The organism is Streptomyces sp. LaPpAH-108, from assembly GCF_000373625.1.
In the GTDB taxonomy this organism is placed as follows: Bacteria; Actinomycetota; Actinomycetes; order Streptomycetales; family Streptomycetaceae; genus Streptomyces.
In genome coordinates this window covers 751,249-769,204 of sequence record NZ_KB891994.1, presented here as the reverse complement: position 1 = coordinate 769,204, position 17,956 = coordinate 751,249, and the positions used below count along the sequence as shown (strand labels likewise).

The window sequence follows — 17,956 nt, the reverse complement described above, 5'->3', positions numbered from 1 at the left end:
GCTTCGAGATGAGTATTCCCACCTCCTTGAGAGGGTAAGGCTCCCAGTAGACGACTGGGTTGATAGGCCAGATATGGAAGCCTGGTAACGGGTGGAGTTGACTGGTACTAATAGGCCGAGGGCTTGTCCTCAGTTGCTCGCGTCCACTGTGTTGGTTCTGAAACCACGAACAGCCTCATGTGCCACACATGACGGTCTGAAAGTTTCATAGTGTTTCGGTGGTCATAGCGTGAGGGAAACGCCCGGTTACATTCCGAACCCGGAAGCTAAGCCTCAACAGCGCCGATGGTACTGCAAGGGGGACCTTGTGGGAGAGTAGGACGCCGCCGAACTCCTTTTGATAGGGCTGGTCCCCGAACTTCGGTTCGGGGACCAGCCCTTTTTTGTTTTGCTTAACTTTACGTTCATATTGCCCCCGAAGCATGGGGCCCATGGCTACCGCTGAAATGCTCAGGGCCGCCGGTGTGGGCGTCGGTCACGAGGTCGTCGTACCGGCTTTCGGGAACGCGGAGATCGCCGAGGCCGTGACCCGGGCGGGTGCGCTGCCGGCCTTCGCCGACATAGACCCCGTCACCTACTGCCTCGACGCCGCTGCCGTGGAGGCGACGGTAACTCCCCGCACCGCGGCCCTTGTTGTCGTGCACCGCTTCGGACGGCGGGCGGACACCGGGGCGTTGCGCGAAGTCGCCGCGCGGCACGGGCTGTTCGTGCTGGAGCACGGCGAGTCCGAGACACCGTACGACGAGCTGGCCTCCCGTCGGGAGCGGGCCGCGTATCTCGACGCGCGGCTCAAGGGGGTGCGCACTCCGGCCGGGGGCGACGGGCACACCTATCAGCAGTACGTGGTGCGGGTGCCGGGCAACGGACGGCCGGACCGGGACGCGTTCGCGCGCGCCTTGCGGGCCAGGGGAGTTGACTGCCGGGTGCCCGTGCGGACGCCCGTCCACCGGCTGCCCGGATTCCGGCGCTGTGTGTCGCTTCCGGAGACCGAGCGGGCCGCCGACGAGACGCTGGCGCTGCCCGTGGAAGCCGCCCTGACGAAGCGGGACATGCACCGGATCGCCGCCGCCTGCAACGCTCTTGGGGGACTGCTTCAGCCCGCTTGATGATCGGGCCCGAACGGATTTGGGAACCCGTGCGGGTTCGGGGTACGATCTTCTTGTTGCCGCGAGGGAAACCTCGAAAGCGACAAGGCCCCTATAGCTCAGTCGGTAGAGCGTCTCCATGGTAAGGAGAAGGTCAACGGTTCGATTCCGTTTGGGGGCTCAGCGAAAAAGACCCCGCCCATTCGGGCGGGGTCTTTTTCATGTCCGGAGGCCGGTGGGGCCGGTAGGGCCGGTGGCCCCGGGCCTCAGTCCTGCTGAAGGCCCGGAACCCGCATCGCCAGGATCGCCATGTCGTCGGACGGCGCGTCGGAGGCGAAACGCTCCACCGCGCGCAGGATGCGGGCGGCCACCGCGCCCGCGGTGAGACCCGTGCATGTGGTGAGGACGTCGGCGAGGCCGTCGTCGCCCAACATGCGGGTGCCCTCGCGGCGTTCGGTGACGCCGTCCGTGACGCACAGCAGCACGTCGCCGGGGTCGAGAGTGACCGTCTCCTCGTACAGCTCCAGGTCCTCGATCACGCCGAGCAGGGGCTGGGGTTCGGCGGCGGTCTCCACCGTGCCGTCCTGGCGCAGGCGCAGCGGGAGCGGGTGGCCCGCGCAGACCATCTTCATCTCGGCGCCGCCGTTGGGCTGTGGCCGCAACTCGCCGTAGAGCAGGGTGAGGAAGCGGCTGCGGTCGCCCTCGTCGAGGATCGCGGAGTTCAGCCGCTCCAGGACCGCCGGGCCGCTCAGGCCCTCGCGGGCCAGCAGGCGCAGGGCGTGCCGGGCCAGGCCGGTGACGGCGGCGGCGTTGGGTCCGGTGCCGCAGACGTCGCCGATGGCGAAGCCGTAGGCGCCGTCGCCGATCGGGAAGAGGTCGTAGAAGTCGCCGCCGACCTCGTTGCCCTCACCGGCCGCGCGGTAGATGACGTCGACCTCGACGCCGTCGATGTGCGGCAGGCCCGGGGGCAGCAGGCTGCGCTGGAGGGACTGGCTGATGGCCGTGCGCTCCGAGTACAGGCGGGCGTTGTCCAGGGCGAGCGCGGCACGGCGGGAGAGGTCCTCGGCCAGCTCCAGGATCTCCTGGCGGAAGTGTTCGTCCGTGGGCTTGCCGAGGATCAGCATGCCGATGACGCGGTTGCGGGCGACCAGCGGCAGGACCACGGTCTCGCCGCCGACGGCGGAGGCCGTCGCCAGGGTCGGGCCGATGCCGGCCGTGACCTGCTGGGCGGGACCGCCCGCCAGGCCGAGGCTGCGCATGGAGCTGCGCAGGGCCGCCTGGTGGGCGACCTCGCCGGGCAGCGGCCAGACCTGGGCGCCGGGGGTCAGGACCGCCTCGGGCGGGGGGATCTTCGACAGCAGGGACTTGATGCCGTCGATCAGTTCCTCGTCCTCGTGGAGGACGTACGACAGATAGGGGTCGGAGGCCGGGTCGGCGATCGTGTAGACCGCGCACCAGGTGGCCAGGGTCGGCACCGTCATCTGGGCCATGAGGGCCAGTGTCTGGTCGCGGTCCAGGGTGCCCGCCAGCAGGTCGGACGCCTCGACCAGGAAGCTGAGCGAGCCTCTGCGCAGCCGCTCCAGTTCGCCGAGGCGGGCCGATTCGACGGCCAGGGCGATGCGGTCGGCGGCGAACTGGAGGCGCAGCGCCTCCTCGTTGGAGTAGCGGCCGGGCCCCTCGGCGGCGACGCCCAGGGAGCCGGTGAGGCGGCCCTCGACCTTGAGCGGCACCGTGACGACCGAGCGCATCCCGGTGCCCGTCAGGAGGGGCACCGCGCCGGGTACGGAGGTCAGGTCCTCGTGGACGGCGGGCATGCGCGCCGAGCCGTAGCGCCCGGGGCCCGCTTCGACGGGGACGCGGGCGAAGCGCTGGCGGGCGGAGGGCAGGCCGGTGGAGGCGCGGACCTCCAGCTCGGTCTCGTCGTCGGTGGCGAGCAGCAGGAAGGCGGAGTCGCCGTCGAGCATGTCGCGGGCGCGCTCGACCGTGCGCTGGAGGAGGCCGTCGAGGTCGTCGGGGGCGGGGGAGCCGATGAAGACCTCGAAGGGGTCGGCGCTCGGGCCTTCGGCGCCGCCCTGGTCGCCTGCGGGCACGCGGGAGGGGGTCTGGAGGACGGCACGCTCGTGGTCGCGGACCAGGAGGCAGACGGTGGAGGGCTCGCCGCCGGTGTCGCGGACCCGGAGGTGGGAGGCGTAGACGGGGGCGACGCGGCCGTCGGCGCGGCGGACGCCGTAGCTGCCCTCCCAGCGGGAGAGCTGGAGCGCTTCGGCGATGCCGGTGCCGGTGCCGGGGGTGTGCGGCCAGGCGGCGAGGTCGGTGAGGGGCTTGCCGACGACCTCGTCGGCCGCGTAGCCGAAGAGTTCCTCGGCGTCCTCGTTCCAGGCGCTGACCGAGCCCTTGCGGTCGATCTGGAGGACGGCGACGCGGACCCGGCCGTCGGCGGTCGGCAGCAGATCGGTGGGCAGGGCGGGACCGGCGGTTCGGGTGCCGAGCGCGCGTTCGGGCAGGTCGAGCTGGAACCAGACGTTCTTGTGGGTGGAGGTGTACTCCACGCCCCAGCGGGAGGCGAGGGCCGCGCACAGCTGGAGACCGCGACCGCCCTCGCGGTCGGGGCTGCCCATGACCGCGTGCGCGTTCTGCAGCGGGACCTCGCGCTCGGGATAGCGGTCGGAGACCTCGATGCGGACGCCGGGTTCGGTGCGCAGGCACAGGACCTCGGCCTCGGTGCCCGCGTGGACGACGGCGTTGGTCACCAGTTCGCTGGTGAGGACCACGGCGTCGTCGACGATGTCGGCGAAGCCCCAGCCCTGGAGGGTGTCGCGGACGAAGGACCGGGCGGTCGCGACCGAACGCCCCACGGGCTCGAAGCTGGCGACCGCGCGCGCGGTGATCACAGAACTCCCTGACCTGTCGTCTACGTGCAAGGCGATGGGGCCGGCCGGCTCGTGCCGCTGCCGCGGCATCCGCTCGCCCGTCGGCCGTTGCTCGGGGTGCTGTTCCCCCGGGATCGCTCCGGTCATGCTCCGCGGCCGCCCCTCCGATAACCGCTCTTCGTCGTCTCGGCGCACGGGCCGGCCGGGCCGGTGCGGCTGGACAGCCCGGTGCAAGGTTACTTACCTTCGCCGTCCGAGCGGATGCCGGTCACCGGTGTTTACCCCCCAGAGTGTGCGGACGATGTGCGAAGCTGCCGAACTGTTATGGCCTGGTTCGGCCGGGGTGAAACACTGGGCAGGATTTTGATGAAGGTCCGGCCGGTCCGCGTGTGTTCCTCGAGCGGTGGGCAGCAGCCCCTGGTGCGGCCGGAACTTCGCGGACAGTGGTATCGGCAGAAGTACCGGGCGGTCGCAGGGACCGGGCGGTGACGAGTACGCGGAAGCAATCCGGTGCGCCGGCCGGCGGCGCACCGGGCCGGCGCCGCCGGGCACGGCAGTGACGGTCTACCCCTCCGGGAGGGACACAGTGGAGTCTGGCGCAGCGACGCGGGGCACGAAGACGCGCGCGAAGGGCGGACCGTCCGCGCGGAGGGGCGGGGGCACCACCGTCGTGGACACGGCTGCCCTGAACCGGTTGCTCTCGGCTCTGGAGGCCATGCGGGACGGCAACTTCCGCAAGCGGCTCACGGTGTCCGGGGACGGGGTGATGTCGGAGATCGCGGCGGTCTTCAACGAGGTCGCCGACCGCAATCTCCATCTCACCGGTGAGCTGTCCCGGGTACGGCGCATGGTCGGCCGCGAGGGCAAGCTCACCGAGCGGCTGGAGACGGGGGCCTGCGAGGGGTCCTGGGCGAGCGCCGTGGAGAACTCCAACGCGCTGGTCGACGAGCTGGTGTGGCCGGTCTCGGAGGTCAGCCGGGTGCTGACGGCCGTCGCGGAGGGCGATCTGTCGCCGCGCATGGATCTGCGCACCGAGGCGCCGGACGGGACCGGGCATCCGCTGCGGGGCGAGTTCCTGAAGGTGGGCCGGACCGTCAACAACCTGGTGGACCAGCTGTCCACGTTCACCGACGAGGTGACGCGGGTCGCCGTCGAGGTCGGCACCGAGGGCAAGCTCGGCGGTCAGGCCAAGGTGCGGGGCATGTCGGGGTCCTGGAAGGACCTGACGGAGTCCGTCAACACCATGGCGAACCGGCTCACCGCCCAGGTGCGGGACATCGCCCTGGTGACGACGGCGGTGGCGAGCGGTGATCTCTCGCGCAAGGTCACCGTGCAGGTGGCCGGCGAGATGCTGGAGCTGAAGAACACCGTCAACACGATGGTGGAGCAGTTGTCGTCCTTCTCCTCCGAGGTGACGCGGGTCGCCCGTGAGGTGGGCACCGAGGGCATCCTGGGCGGCCAGGCGCAGGTGCCGGGCGTGGCCGGGGTGTGGAAGGAGCTGACCGACTCCGTCAACACCATGGCGGGCAACCTCACCGCTCAGGTGCGCGGGATCTCGCAGGTGACGACGGCGGTCGCGAGCGGTGATCTCTCGCAGAAGGTGACGGTGCCCGCGCGCGGCGAGGTCGCGCAGCTCGCCGAGACCATCAACCAGATGACCGAGACGCTGCGGATCTTCGCGGACGAGGTCACACGCGTGGCCAACGAGGTCGGCGCCGAGGGGCGGCTCGGTGGTCAGGCCAATGTGCCGGGCGCGGCGGGCACCTGGAAGGACCTGACGGACTCGGTCAACACGGTCTTCCGGAACCTGACGACGCAGGTGCGGGACATCGCGGCCGTGACGACCGCCGTGGCGAACGGTGATCTGTCGCAGAAGGTCACGGTGGACGTGGCCGGCGAGATGCTGGAGCTGAAGAACACCGTCAACGGCATGGTGGACCAGCTGTCGGCGTTCGGTGCCGAGGTGACCCGGGTCGCGCGGGAGATCGGCGTCGAGGGCGAGCTGGGCGGTCAGGCACAGGTGTCCGGGGCGGCCGGTACCTGGAAGGACCTGACGGACTCGGTCAACACCGCGTTCCGCAACCTGACCGGTCAGGTGCGCAACATCGCCCAGGTGACGACGGCGGTGGCCAACGGCGACCTCTCGCAGAAGGTCACCGTGGACGTCTCCGGCGAGATGCTGAAGCTGAAGAACACCGTGAACACCATGGTGGACCAGCTCTCCAGCTTCGCCGACCAGGTGACGCGGATGGCCCGTGACGTGGGTACGGAGGGCCGCCTCGGTGGTCAGGCCCGGGTGGACGGCGTCTCGGGCACCTGGAAGGAGCTGACGGACTCCGTCAACCTGATGGCCAACAACCTGACCATGCAGGTGCGCAACATCTCCCAGGTGACGACGGCCGTGGCGCGCGGCGATCTGTCGCAGAAGATCGGCGTGGACGCGCGCGGGGAGATCCTGGAGCTGAAGAACACCATCAACACGATGGTGGACCAGCTCTCCGCCTTCGCCGACCAGGTGACCCGGGTCGCCCGGGACGTGGGTACGGAGGGCCGTCTCGGCGGTCAGGCGCAGGTGCCGGGCGTGGCCGGGGTGTGGCGGGACCTCACCGAGTCGGTGAACGGCATGGCGGGCAACCTGACCGGCCAGGTGCGCAACATCGCGCAGGTCGCGACCGCGGTGGCGCGCGGTGACCTCTCCCAGAAGATCACCGTGGACGCGCGCGGGGAGATCCTGGAGCTGAAGAACACGCTGAACACGATGGTGGACCAGCTGTCGTCGTTCGCGCAGGAGGTCACGCGCGTCGCCCGTGAGGTGGGCACGGAGGGCATCCTCGGCGGCCAGGCCGAGGTCCAGGGTGTCTCGGGCACCTGGAAGGACCTCACGCAGTCCGTGAACTTCATGGCGAACAACCTGACGAGCCAGGTGCGCAACATCGCCGAGGTGACGACGGCGGTGGCCAAGGGCGACCTGTCGAAGAAGATCACGGTCGACGCCAAGGGCGAGATCCTTGAGCTGGTCACCACGGTCAACACGATGGTGGACCAGCTGTCCAGCTTCGCCGAGCAGGTGACCCGGGTGGCCCGTGAGGTGGGCACCGAGGGCATCCTGGGCGGTCAGGCGCATGTGCCGGGTGTCACGGGCATCTGGAAGGACCTGAGCAACAACGTCAACCTGATGGCCAACAACCTGACCATGCAGGTGCGCAACATCTCGCAGGTCGCCTCGGCGGTGGCCAACGGTGACCTGACCCGTCAGGTGACGATCGAGGCGCGCGGTGAGGTGGCGCAGCTCGCGGACACCATCAACATCATGGTGAAGACGCTGAGTTCGTTCGCGGACCAGGTCACCAAGGTGGCCCGCGAGGTGGGTACGGACGGCATCCTGGGCGGTCAGGCGCACGTTCCCGGTGTGGCGGGCACGTGGAAGGACCTCACCGAGTCGGTGAACGGGATGGCGTCCAACCTGACCGGCCAGGTGCGCAACATCGCCATGGTGACCACGGCCATCGCCAAGGGTGACTTGACGAAGAAGATCGACATTGACGCCCGGGGCGAGATCCTTGAGCTGAAGACGACGATCAACACGATGGTGGACCAGCTGTCGTCCTTCGCCCAGGAGGTGACCCGCGTCGCCCGCGAGGTGGGCACGGAGGGCATCCTGGGCGGCCAGGCGCGTGTGCGGGACGTGGACGGCACCTGGCGCGACCTGACCGAGTCCGTGAACGAGATGGCCGGGAACCTGACCCGGCAGGTGCGCGCGATCGCGAAGGTCGCCACGGCCGTGACGCGCGGCGATCTCAACCTGAAGATCGATGTGGACGCTTCCGGTGAGATCCAGGAACTGCAGGACTCGATCAACAAGATGATCGCCAATCTGCGGGACACCACGATCGTCAACAAGGAACAGGACTGGCTCAAGGGCAACCTGGCCCGGATCTCCGCGCTCATGCAGGGGCGCCGCGATCTCAAGGACGTGGCCTCGCTCATCATGAGCGAGCTGACGCCGGTGGTCTCCGCGCAGCACGGCGCGTTCTTCCTGGCGATGCCGCTGGTGGAGGGCCAGGACATCGGCGGCGACTTCGAGGAGCAGTACGAGCTGCGGCTGCTGGGCTCGTACGGCTGCACTACGGGGGCCATGCCGACGTCGTTCCGTCCCGGTGAGGGGCTGATCGGCGCGGTGGCGCAGGAGAAGCGCACGCTGCTGGTCGAGGAGACCCCGGCCGGCTATCTGAAGATCACCTCGGGGCTCGGCGAGGCGCGGCCCGCGCAGCTGATCGTGCTGCCGGTGGTCTTCGAGGGCAAGGTGCTCGGGGTCATCGAGCTGGCGTCCTTCACCCGGTTCACGCACATCCAGCGGGACTTCCTCAGCCAGATCGCGGAGATGATCGCGACCAGCGTCAACACCATCTCGGTCAACACCAAGACCGAGCAGCTGCTGGCGCAGTCGCAGGAGCTGACCGAGCAACTGCGCGAGCGGTCCGAGGAGTTGGAGAACCGGCAGAAGGCGCTGCAGTCCTCCAACGCCGAACTGGAGGAGAAGGCCGAGCTGTTGGCCCGGCAGAACCGCGACATCGAGGTGAAGAACACCGAGATCGAGGAGGCGCGGCAGGTCCTGGAGGAGCGCGCCGAGCAGCTCGCGGTGTCGATGCGCTACAAGAGCGAGTTCCTCGCCAACATGTCGCACGAGCTGCGGACGCCGCTCAACTCCCTGCTGATCCTGGCCAAGTTGCTCGCCGACAACGCGGAGAGCAACCTCTCCCCGAAGCAGGTGGAGTTCGCCGAGACCATCCACGGCGCGGGCTCGGACCTGCTCCAGCTGATCAACGACATCCTCGATCTGTCGAAGGTCGAGGCGGGCAAGATGGACGTCTCGCCGACGCGGATCGCGCTGGTCCAGCTGGTGGACTACGTGGAGGCGACCTTCCGGCCGCTGACGGCGGAGAAGGGCCTGGACCTCTCGGTGCGGGTCTCCCCTGAGCTGCCCGCGACCCTGCACACCGACGAGCAGCGGCTGCTCCAGGTGCTGCGCAACCTGCTGTCCAACGCGGTGAAGTTCACCGACTCGGGCTCGGTGGAGCTGGTGATCCGGCCCGCCGGGACGGACGTACCGCAGTCCATCCGGGAGCAGTTGCTGGAGGCGGGGTCGCTGACCGATCCGGACGCGCCGCTGATCGCGTTCTCGGTGACCGACACCGGTATCGGGATCGCCGCGAGCAAGATGCGGGTGATCTTCGAAGCGTTCAAGCAGGCCGACGGCACGACCAGCCGCAAGTACGGCGGCACCGGGCTCGGCCTGTCGATCTCCCGTGAGATCGCCCAGCTGCTCGGCGGTGAGATCCACGCGCAGAGCGAGCCGGGCCGCGGCTCGACGTTCACGCTGTATCTCCCGCTGCATCTGAACGGCTTCCCGCCGCAGGGCTACTACCAGCAGTCCGTGCCGCAGCTGGAGGCCGGTGAGCTGGTCGCCGCCTCCGAGGTGCGCGTCTCCTCGGAGCTGTCGGCGGTGGAGACCGAGACCCCGGCCGAGGTGACGTCGTACCGGGAGACGCAGAACGGCCCCGCCGCGCTCTTCCGGCGGCGCCGCCGGAACACGGCGCCCGAACCCCGGCTCGAACTCCCGCAGGCGCCCTCGGAGCAGCAGGAGGGCGAGGTGCGGACGGAGGCCGCCGTGCGGTTCGGCGGCGAGAAGGTGCTGATCGTCGACGACGACGTGCGCAACGTGTTCGCGCTCACCAGCGTGCTTGAGCAGCACGGGCTGGCGGTGCTGTACGCCGAGAACGGCCGCGAGGGCATCGAGGTGCTTGAGCAGCACGACGACGTGGTGGTCGTGCTGATGGACATCATGATGCCGGAGATGGACGGCTACGCGACCACCACGGCGATCCGCAGGATGCCGCAGTTCGCGGGGCTGCCCCTCATCGCGCTGACCGCCAAGGCGATGAAGGGCGACCGGGAGAAGGCGCTCCAGTCGGGCGCCTCCGACTACGTCACCAAGCCGGTCGACCCCGACCATCTGCTGGGCGTCATGCGACAGTGGATGCGGCCGGAGCCGAACGGCGGCTGATGGTCCGGAGAACCGGGGCCGGGGCCGGGGCCGTAGTGGCAGTACCGCGCGCCCCGGTGACGGTGTGACAGAAGGGGATGTGACCGAGGACTCACATCCCCGGCAGGTGTCGGAATCCTGGATTCCGGGAACGTTCCGGGCCTGGTCCGCGTTTCCGCTCCGTGCACAGTGACATCACGGTGACAGGGTGTGGCGACGGGCGGGGTGCGGCTACGATGACCGGCACAAGGACGGGCGGCGAAAGGGAGTCGTCCCCTGGGGCGGCGCCCGGTGTACCGCCGGGGCGAGGAGGGCGGGCCATGGTGCAGAAGGCCAAGATCCTCCTGGTCGATGACCGGCCGGAGAATCTGCTGGCGCTGGAGGCCATCCTCTCGGCGCTCGATCAGACGCTGGTGCGGGCATCGTCCGGGGAGGAAGCGCTCAAAGCACTGCTCACGGACGATTTCGCGGTCATTCTGCTGGATGTCCAGATGCCGGGCATGGACGGTTTCGAGACCGCGGCGCACATCAAGCGGCGGGAGCGGACACGGGACATCCCGATCATCTTCCTGACCGCGATCAATCACGGCCCCCACCACACCTTCCGGGGGTACGCGGCGGGCGCGGTGGACTACATCTCCAAGCCGTTCGACCCCTGGGTGCTGCGCGCCAAGGTGTCGGTGTTCGTCGACCTGTACATGAAGAACTGCCAGCTGCGGGAGCAGGCGGCGCTGCTGCGGCTCCAGTTGGAGGGCGGCGGCAAGAACGCGGTCGGCGGCAAGGAGCCCGCCGGACTGCTCGCGGAACTGTCCGCGCGGCTCGCGGCCGTCGAGGAGCAGGCCGAGGCGCTCTCCAAGCAGCTGGACGAGGAGTCGGCGGACGCGGCGGCGGTCGCCACGGCCGCGCATCTGGAGCGCAAGCTCACCGGACTGCGGCGCGCGCTGGACGCACTGGAACCGGGCGCCGACGGCGGGGGCGCGCCGCTGCCTCCGCAGAACTGACGTGCCGGGAGCCGCCGCTCACGCCGAGCGGTCGGCCATGAGGGCACGTCAGTTCCGTGCCACGGCACGGGCGACACGAACGGGTGAAGCTCTGGGCACACGTGTCCGTTGTCCTCCTCACCGGTAACCTCACACCCATGGCCTCACGTCCCTCCGCAGCCAAGAAGCAGCCCGCCAGGAAGGCGGCTGCTCCCGCGAAGGCTCCGGCGAGGAAGGCCCCCGCGAAGAAGGCCCCGGCCAAGAAGGCGGCGGCCAAGAAGGCCCCGGCGCGCAAGCCCGCGCCGGCGAAGCCCGCCCCCAGCCCCACCGGGGGCGTGTACCGGCTCGTGCGCGCCCTCTGGCTGGGCCTCGCGCACGCGGTCGGCGCCGTCTTCCGGGGCATAGGGCAGGGTGCGAAGAACCTGGACCCGGCCCATCGCAAGGACGGAGTGGCCCTGCTGCTGTTCGCCCTCGCGCTGATCGTGGCCGCCGGGACCTGGGCCGATCTGCGCGGCCCCGTCGGCGACCTGGTGGAGATCCTGGTCACCGGCGCCTTCGGGCGGCTCGACCTGCTGGTCCCGATCCTGCTCGCGGTGATCGCCGTACGGTTCATCCGGCACCCCGAGCAGCCGGAGGCCAACGGGCGGATCGTGATCGGCCTGTCCGCGCTCGTCATCGGCGTCCTCGGCCAGGTCCACATCGCCTGCGGCTCGCCCGCCCGCAGTGACGGGATGCGGGCCATAAGAGACGCGGGCGGCCTCATCGGCTGGGCCGCCGCGACCCCGCTGACGTACACCATGACCGCCGTGCTCGCCGTGCCGCTGCTGGTGCTGCTGACCGTGTTCGGGCTGCTGGTGGTCACCGCCACCCCGGTCAACGCCGTTCCGCAGCGCCTGCGCGCGCTCGGGGTGCGCCTGGGCGTGGTGCACGACCCGGCCGCCGACGGCCTGGAGGACGGGGAGTTCGCGGAGTACGACGAGGAGTGGCGCGAAAGCGCCCCCGGACGCTCCCGGACGCGTCGGGGCGCCCCGGCGGACCACGACCCGGACAGCGCCGAGGAGGACGCCCTCGCGCGCCGCCGCAGCCGCCCCCGGCGCTCCGCCGTGCCCCAGCCCGACCCGAAGCGGCCGATGGACGCGGTGGACGTCGCCGCGGCAGCCGCCGCCGCGCTCGACGGGGCCGTGCTGCACGGGATGCCGCCCTCCCCGGTGGTCGCCGACCTCACCCAGGGGGTGAGCGTGGGCGACCGCGAGGAGACGACGCCGGTTCCGGTGCCGGGTGCCCGGCCGCAGCGGGACACGTCCACGGGCTCCGGCGGCGTCTCGTCGGGCTCCGGCAATGCCCCGTCGGGTTCCCGCAGCGTCCCCGACCTCACCAAGTCCTCCCCGCCGCCCGAACCCCGCGAGATGCCCGCGCGCGCCGAACAGCTCCAGCTCTCCGGGGACATCACCTACGCGCTGCCCTCGCTCGACCTGCTCACCCGGGGCGGCCCCGGCAAGTCGCGCAGCGCCGCCAACGACGCGGTCGTGGACTCCCTGACCACCGTGTTCTCCGAGTTCAAGGTGGACGCCGCCGTCACCGGCTTCACCCGGGGCCCGACGGTCACCCGCTACGAGGTCCAGCTCGGCCCCGCCGTGAAGGTCGAGCGGATCACTGCGCTCACCAAGAACATCGCGTACGCCGTCGCCAGCCCGGACGTGCGGATCATCAGCCCGATCCCCGGCAAGTCGGCGGTCGGCATCGAGATCCCCAACACCGACCGGGAGATGGTCAACCTCGGTGACGTCCTGCGGCTCGCGGAGTCCGCCGAGGACGACGACCCGATGCTGGTCGCCTTCGGCAAGGACGTCGAGGGCGGGTACGTGATGCACTCGCTGGCCAAGATGCCGCACATACTGGTCGCCGGTGCGACCGGTTCCGGCAAATCGTCCTGCATCAACTGCCTGATCACCTCGATCATGATGCGCGCGACCCCGGACGACGTGCGGATGATCCTGGTCGACCCCAAGCGTGTGGAGCTGACCGCCTACGAGGGCATCCCGCACCTGATCACGCCGATCATCACCAACCCCAAGCGGGCCGCCGAGGCCCTGCAGTGGGTCGTGCGCGAGATGGACCTGCGCTACGACGACCTCGCCGCCTACGGCTACCGGCACATCGACGACTTCAACCGCGCGGTGCGCGAGGGCAAGGTCACCCCGCCGCCCGGCAGCGAGCGCGAGCTGCAGCCGTACCCGTATCTGCTGGTGATCGTGGACGAGCTGGCCGACCTCATGATGGTCGCCCCGCGTGACGTCGAGGACGCGATCGTGCGCATCACCCAGCTCGCCCGCGCGGCGGGCATCCACCTGGTGCTCGCCACGCAGCGGCCCTCCGTGGACGTGGTCACCGGTCTCATCAAGGCCAACGTGCCCTCCCGGCTGGCCTTCGCGACCTCCTCGCTGGCCGACTCCCGGGTCATCCTCGACCAGCCCGGCGCCGAGAAGCTCATCGGCAAGGGCGACGGCCTCTTCCTGCCCATGGGCGCCAACAAGCCGACCCGTATGCAGGGCGCGTTCGTGACGGAGGAAGAGGTCGCGGTCGTCGTCCAGCACTGCAAGGACCAGATGGCGCCGGTCTTCCGGGACGACGTCACCGTGGGCACCAAGCAGAAGAAGGAGATCGACGAGGACATCGGCGACGACCTCGACCTGCTGTGCCAGGCGGCCGAGCTGGTCGTCTCCACCCAGTTCGGCTCCACCTCCATGCTCCAGCGCAAGCTGCGCGTGGGCTTCGCCAAGGCGGGCCGGCTCATGGACCTCATGGAGTCCCGGAACATCGTGGGACCGAGCGAGGGTTCGAAGGCTCGTGACGTTCTCGTGAAACCTGACGAACTGGACGGAGTGCTTGCCGTGATCCGGGGGGAGTCTGACGGTTAGGGCCCGCCACGACAGCAGGCCCTAACACGCTGAAGGAGAGCGGGCCACCCGGCGTGTCGGTGTTGCGCCGGGTGGCCGCACCGCCGTGATCCACCTGTTAGATCTCGGCGAGCAACCGTTTCCCTTCGCAGTACGTCAAGTTGAGCGAGATGCGGGGTAGAGGTTTCCTTCGGGGGCCGATTCCCCCGTCCCGCCGTCGGACTGACCGGCCATTCCGATGGCGTACAAAGTCCCGTCGCCCGCTTGCCCCACCCTTTCGTACCCCGCCTAGACTGAACCTCCAGCACAGGTGGCTCACACGCTCGAAAGGCGCCCCCGTGTCCATCGGCAGCAACTCCCCCGAAGACGAGCGTCCGTTCCACGACGTACCCGACGAAGAGCGTCCCTCCGTCGGCCATGCCCTCAAGCAGGCGCGCCTCGCCGCCGGTCTGACGGTCAGCGACGTCAGCAACGCCACGCGCGTCCGTCTCGCCATCGTGCACGCCATAGAAGCCGACGACTTCGCCCCCTGTGGCGGCGACGTGTACGCCCGTGGGCACATTCGCACACTGGCCCGCGCCGTGCACCTCGACCCCGTGCCCCTGGTCGCGCAGTTCGACGCCGAACACGGCGGCCGGCCCGCGCCCACCCCGGCCGCGCCGCTGTTCGAGGCCGAACGCATCCGACCCGAACGGCGGGGGCCCAACTGGACGGCCGCCATGGTCGCCGCGATCGTCGTCGTGATCGGTTTCGTCGGCTTCACCGCCTTCAAGGGCGGTGACGGCGGCGGCGCCGACACGCAGGCCGCCGAGGGCAGCCCCTCGCCCACCGTCACCAAGTCCCCGTCCGCCGCGCCGACCACGGCCAAGCCCGTCACCCCGAAGTCCGACCCGTCCGACAGCGCCATCGCCGCCGCCCCGCAGGACAAGGTGACCGTCCAGGTCAGCGCGGCCAACGGGCGCAGCTGGATCTCCGCCAAGGACCACAACGGCCGGATGCTCTTCGACGGGCTGCTCGACAAGGGCCAGTCCAAGACCTTCCAGGACAGCTCCAAGATCAATCTGATCCTCGGCGACGCCGGGGCGATCCAGCTGTACGTCAACGGCAAGAAGATCGACGACGACTTCCGGCCGGGTGCCGTGGAGCGTCTGACGTACACCAAGGGCGATCCCGAGGTGGGCTGACCTCCCGGGGTGACCTCGGGGTGAGCGTGTGTCGACGGGGTTGGCCGGGAGCGGTCAACCCCGTCGACATAGGGTGCCGGTCAGACAAAGTAGTCTTGAGCCCATGCCTGAACGCCGTACCGTCGCACTCGTCACTCTCGGCTGCGCCCGTAACGAGGTGGACTCGGAGGAGCTCGCAGGCCGCTTGGAGGCGGACGGCTGGCAGCTCGTCGAGGACGCCGCGGACGCCGATGTCGCCGTCGTCAACACCTGTGGATTCGTCGAAGCCGCCAAGAAGGACTCCGTCGACGCCCTCCTGGAGGCCAACGACCTCAAGGACCACGGCAGAACCCAGGCCGTCGTGGCCGTGGGCTGCATGGCCGAGCGGTACGGCAAGGAGCTGGCCGAAGCGCTGCCCGAGGCCGACGGCGTGCTCGGCTTCGACGACTACTCCGACATCTCCGACCGGCTGCAGACCATCCTGTCCGGCGGCATCCACGCCGCCCACACCCCGCGCGACCGCCGCAAGCTGCTGCCGATCAGCCCGGCCGCGCGCCAGGAGTCCGCGGCCTCCGTCGCCCTGCCCGGGCATGCCCCCGTCGACCTCCCCGAGGGCCTGGCGCCCTCCTCGGGACCGCGCGCGCCCCTGCGCCGCCGCCTGGACGGCTCCCCGGTCGCCTCGGTCAAGCTGGCCTCCGGCTGCGACCGGCGCTGCTCCTTCTGCGCCATCCCGTCCTTCCGGGGCTCCTTCATCTCCCGCCGCCCCAGCGACGTGCTCAACGAGACGCGCTGGCTGGCCGAGCAGGGCGTCAAGGAGATCATGCTGGTCTCCGAGAACAACACCTCCTACGGCAAGGACCTGGGCGACATCCGCCTCCTGGAGTCCCTGCTGCCCGAGCTGGCCGAGGTGGACGGCATCGAGCGGGTGCGCGTCAGCTACCTCCAGCCCGCCGAGATGCGGCCCGGCCTGATCGACGTGCTGACCTCCACCCCGAAGGTCGTCCCGTACTTCGACCTGTCCTTCCAGCACTCCGCGCCGAACGTGCTGCGCTCCATGCGCCGCTTCGGCGACACCGACCGCTTCCTGGAGCTGCTGGACACCATCCGCTCCAAGGCGCCCCAGGCCGGTGTGCGCTCCAACTTCATCGTCGGCTTCCCCGGCGAGAGCGAGTCCGACCTGGCCGAGCTGGAGCGCTTCCTGACCGGCGCCCGCCTGGACGCCATCGGCGTCTTCGGCTACTCGGACGAGGACGGCACCGAGGCCGCGACCTACGACGGCAAGCTCGACGAGGACGTGGTGGCCGAGCGCCTCGCCCGCGTCTCGCGACTCGCCGAGGAACTGGTCTCGCAGCGCGCCGAGGAGCGCCTGAGCGAAACCGTGCACGTCCTCGTGGAGTCCATCGACGGCGAGGACGGCACGTACGGCCGCGCCGCCCACCAGGCACCGGAGACGGACGGCCAGGTGCTGCTCACGAGCGGCGAGGGGCTGAGCGTCGGACGTATCGTCGAGGCCAAGGTGGTCGGCACGGAGGGTGTCGACCTGGTGGCCGAGCCGCTTCCTGGCTCGTCGGTGTGTAGCGAGGAGGCGGCCAGATGACCGGAGTCCCGGCATCCGCCTCGGGCGGCTCCCCGGGCGCGCACAGCGCCGCGGACCGGGCCGCCGACGGTGTTCCGGAGGTCTCCGGTCCCGCCCTCGCGCCGGACGCGCGGCCCCTGCGCGGCGGCAAGCTCGCTGCCGCCGCCGTCAACCAGGCCAGCGTCTGGAACGTGGCCAATCTGCTGACCATGCTCCGGCTGGTCCTGGTGCCCGGCTTCGTGGTCCTGATGCTGGAGGACGGCGGCTACGACCCGGCCTGGCGCGCGTTCGCCTGGGCAGCCTTCGCCATCGCCATGATCACCGACTTGTTCGACGGTCATCTGGCGCGCACCTACGACCTGGTCACCGACTTCGGGAAGATCGCCGATCCGATAGCCGACAAGGCGATCATGGGCGCGGCGCTGATCTGCCTGTCGTCCCTGGGTGACCTGCCCTGGTGGGTGACGGTGGTCATCCTCGGCCGGGAACTGGGCATCACGCTGCTGCGTTTCGTGGTCATCCGGTACGGCGTGATCCCGGCCAGCCGGGGCGGCAAGCTCAAGACGCTCACCCAGGGCGTCGCCGTCGGGATGTACGTCCTGCCGCTGACCGGCTGGCTGGCCACCCTGCGGTTCTGGATGATGGCCGCCGCGGTGATCCTCACCGTGATCACCGGACTCGACTATGTGAGACAGGCCATCGTGCTGCGCCGCCGGGGAATCGCGGAGCGCGCCGCGGCGTTGGAGGAACAGGAAGCGTGACGACCACGGCCACCGAATTGGTCCGACTACTGACAGTGAGCGGAAAGACGCTCGCGGTCGCCGAGTCGCTGACCGGTGGCCTGGTCGCCGCGGAAATCACGGCGGTACCCGGGGCGTCCCGGGTCTTCCGTGGTTCGGTCACCGCCTACGCCACCGAGCTCAAGCACCGGCTCCTCGGTGTCGACGCCGCCCTCCTGGAGCGGCGCGGGGCGGTGGACCCGCAGGTCGCGGCCCAGATGGCCGCAGGGGTGCGCCAGGCCCTCGGGGCCGACTGGGGCATCGCCACCACGGGCGTCGCCGGCCCCGATCCACAGGACGGGAACCCGGTGGGAACGGTCTTCGTCGCCGTCGCCGGACCGGCCGGAGAGCGCCTTGATTCCGCCCCCGGCGGAAAAGTGGAGGCCCTGCGGTTGAACGGCAGCCGTGCGGAAATTCGTAGGGAGAGTGTACGGAGCGTACTCGCCCTGCTTCTACGGGAGCTTGCGGGCGAACAGACCGGAAATGAGCGGGCACAGGATACGGAACGGAACGGGGGGTTTTGATGTTTGCAGCCCTGAGTGAACACGACATCGCTCCCCGCA

General features: G+C 70.0%; 9 protein-coding genes, 1 tRNA gene and 2 rRNA genes. 11 read left to right on the top strand and 1 reads right to left on the bottom strand.

Features of this window, described 5'->3' with window-relative positions:
- The 4 genes from B079_RS0118995 to B079_RS0118980 all read left to right on the top strand — a co-directional run.
- Nucleotides 1–131, top strand: a 23S ribosomal RNA gene (locus tag B079_RS0118995); the annotation flags it as partial.
- 83 nt (nt 132–214) lie between these two features.
- Nucleotides 215–332: ribosomal RNA gene (gene rrf / locus B079_RS0118990) — 5S ribosomal RNA — on the top strand.
- 114 nt (nt 333–446) lie between these two features.
- Nucleotides 447–1,106: a DegT/DnrJ/EryC1/StrS family aminotransferase gene (locus tag B079_RS0118985; protein WP_026248849.1), complete on the top strand. Its 660-nt coding sequence runs from the start codon at nt 447–449 to the stop codon at nt 1,104–1,106.
- Nucleotides 1,107–1,193: 87 nt separating this feature from the next.
- Nucleotides 1,194–1,266 (top strand) — tRNA-Thr (locus B079_RS0118980).
- An 85-nt stretch (nt 1,267–1,351) separates the two neighbouring features.
- Here the strand turns inward: B079_RS0118980 and B079_RS0118975 are convergent.
- Nucleotides 1,352–4,102, bottom strand: a complete 2,751-nt coding sequence (locus tag B079_RS0118975; RefSeq protein WP_078495997.1) for a SpoIIE family protein phosphatase — start codon at nt 4,100–4,102, stop codon at nt 1,352–1,354.
- 439 nt (nt 4,103–4,541) lie between these two features.
- On the opposite strand from B079_RS0118975, the gene B079_RS0118970 reads away from it, so the two are divergent.
- From B079_RS0118970 to B079_RS0118940, 7 genes are all read left to right on the top strand, one after another.
- Nucleotides 4,542–10,019 (top strand): HAMP domain-containing protein, encoded by a 5,478-nt coding sequence (locus tag B079_RS0118970; RefSeq protein WP_086022384.1) that lies wholly within the window; start codon nt 4,542–4,544, stop codon nt 10,017–10,019.
- A 299-nt stretch (nt 10,020–10,318) separates the two neighbouring features.
- Nucleotides 10,319–10,999, top strand: coding sequence for a response regulator (locus B079_RS0118965; RefSeq protein ID WP_018547426.1), 681 nt, complete (start codon nt 10,319–10,321; stop codon nt 10,997–10,999).
- Between the two features lie 137 nt (nt 11,000–11,136).
- Nucleotides 11,137–13,896 carry a DNA translocase FtsK gene (locus B079_RS0118960; RefSeq protein ID WP_018547425.1) on the top strand — a complete coding sequence of 920 codons (2,760 nt, stop codon included), beginning with the start codon at nt 11,137–11,139 and terminating at the stop codon, nt 13,894–13,896.
- A gap of 317 nt (nt 13,897–14,213) precedes the next feature.
- Nucleotides 14,214–15,059, top strand: a complete 846-nt coding sequence (locus tag B079_RS0118955) for a helix-turn-helix domain-containing protein (RefSeq protein WP_018547424.1) — start codon at nt 14,214–14,216, stop codon at nt 15,057–15,059.
- A gap of 103 nt (nt 15,060–15,162) precedes the next feature.
- A complete protein-coding gene (gene rimO / locus B079_RS0118950) occupies nt 15,163–16,635 on the top strand; it encodes a 30S ribosomal protein S12 methylthiotransferase RimO (RefSeq protein ID WP_018547423.1) in 1,473 nt (490 codons plus the stop codon).
- The gene (gene pgsA, locus B079_RS0118945) at nt 16,632–17,375 is read left to right on the top strand and encodes a CDP-diacylglycerol--glycerol-3-phosphate 3-phosphatidyltransferase (RefSeq protein WP_018547422.1); all 744 of its coding nucleotides are present in this window, start codon (nt 16,632–16,634) and stop codon (nt 17,373–17,375) included. Before rimO ends, pgsA begins: the two co-directional genes overlap by 4 nt.
- Entirely contained in the window at nt 17,372–17,917 is a 546-nt protein-coding gene (locus B079_RS0118940; protein WP_018547421.1) for a CinA family protein, read from the top strand. The genes pgsA and B079_RS0118940 overlap by 4 nt, the downstream gene beginning before the upstream one ends.
- Nucleotides 17,918–17,956: the final 39 nt, after the last annotated feature.

Excerpts from the sequence above, each read along its gene's own strand:
- pgsA (WP_018547422.1), top strand. The coding sequence starts at position 16,632 with ATGACCGGAGTCCCGGCATCCGCCTCGGGCGGCTCCCCGGGCGCGCAC.
- rimO (WP_018547423.1), top strand. The coding sequence starts at position 15,163 with ATGCCTGAACGCCGTACCGTCGCACTCGTCACTCTCGGCTGCGCCCGT.
- B079_RS0118965 (WP_018547426.1), top strand. The coding sequence starts at position 10,319 with ATGGTGCAGAAGGCCAAGATCCTCCTGGTCGATGACCGGCCGGAGAAT.
- B079_RS0118960 (WP_018547425.1), top strand. The coding sequence starts at position 11,137 with ATGGCCTCACGTCCCTCCGCAGCCAAGAAGCAGCCCGCCAGGAAGGCG.
- B079_RS0118975 (WP_078495997.1), bottom strand. The coding sequence starts at position 4,102 with ATGACCGGAGCGATCCCGGGGGAACAGCACCCCGAGCAACGGCCGACG.
- B079_RS0118985 (WP_026248849.1), top strand. The coding sequence starts at position 447 with ATGCTCAGGGCCGCCGGTGTGGGCGTCGGTCACGAGGTCGTCGTACCG.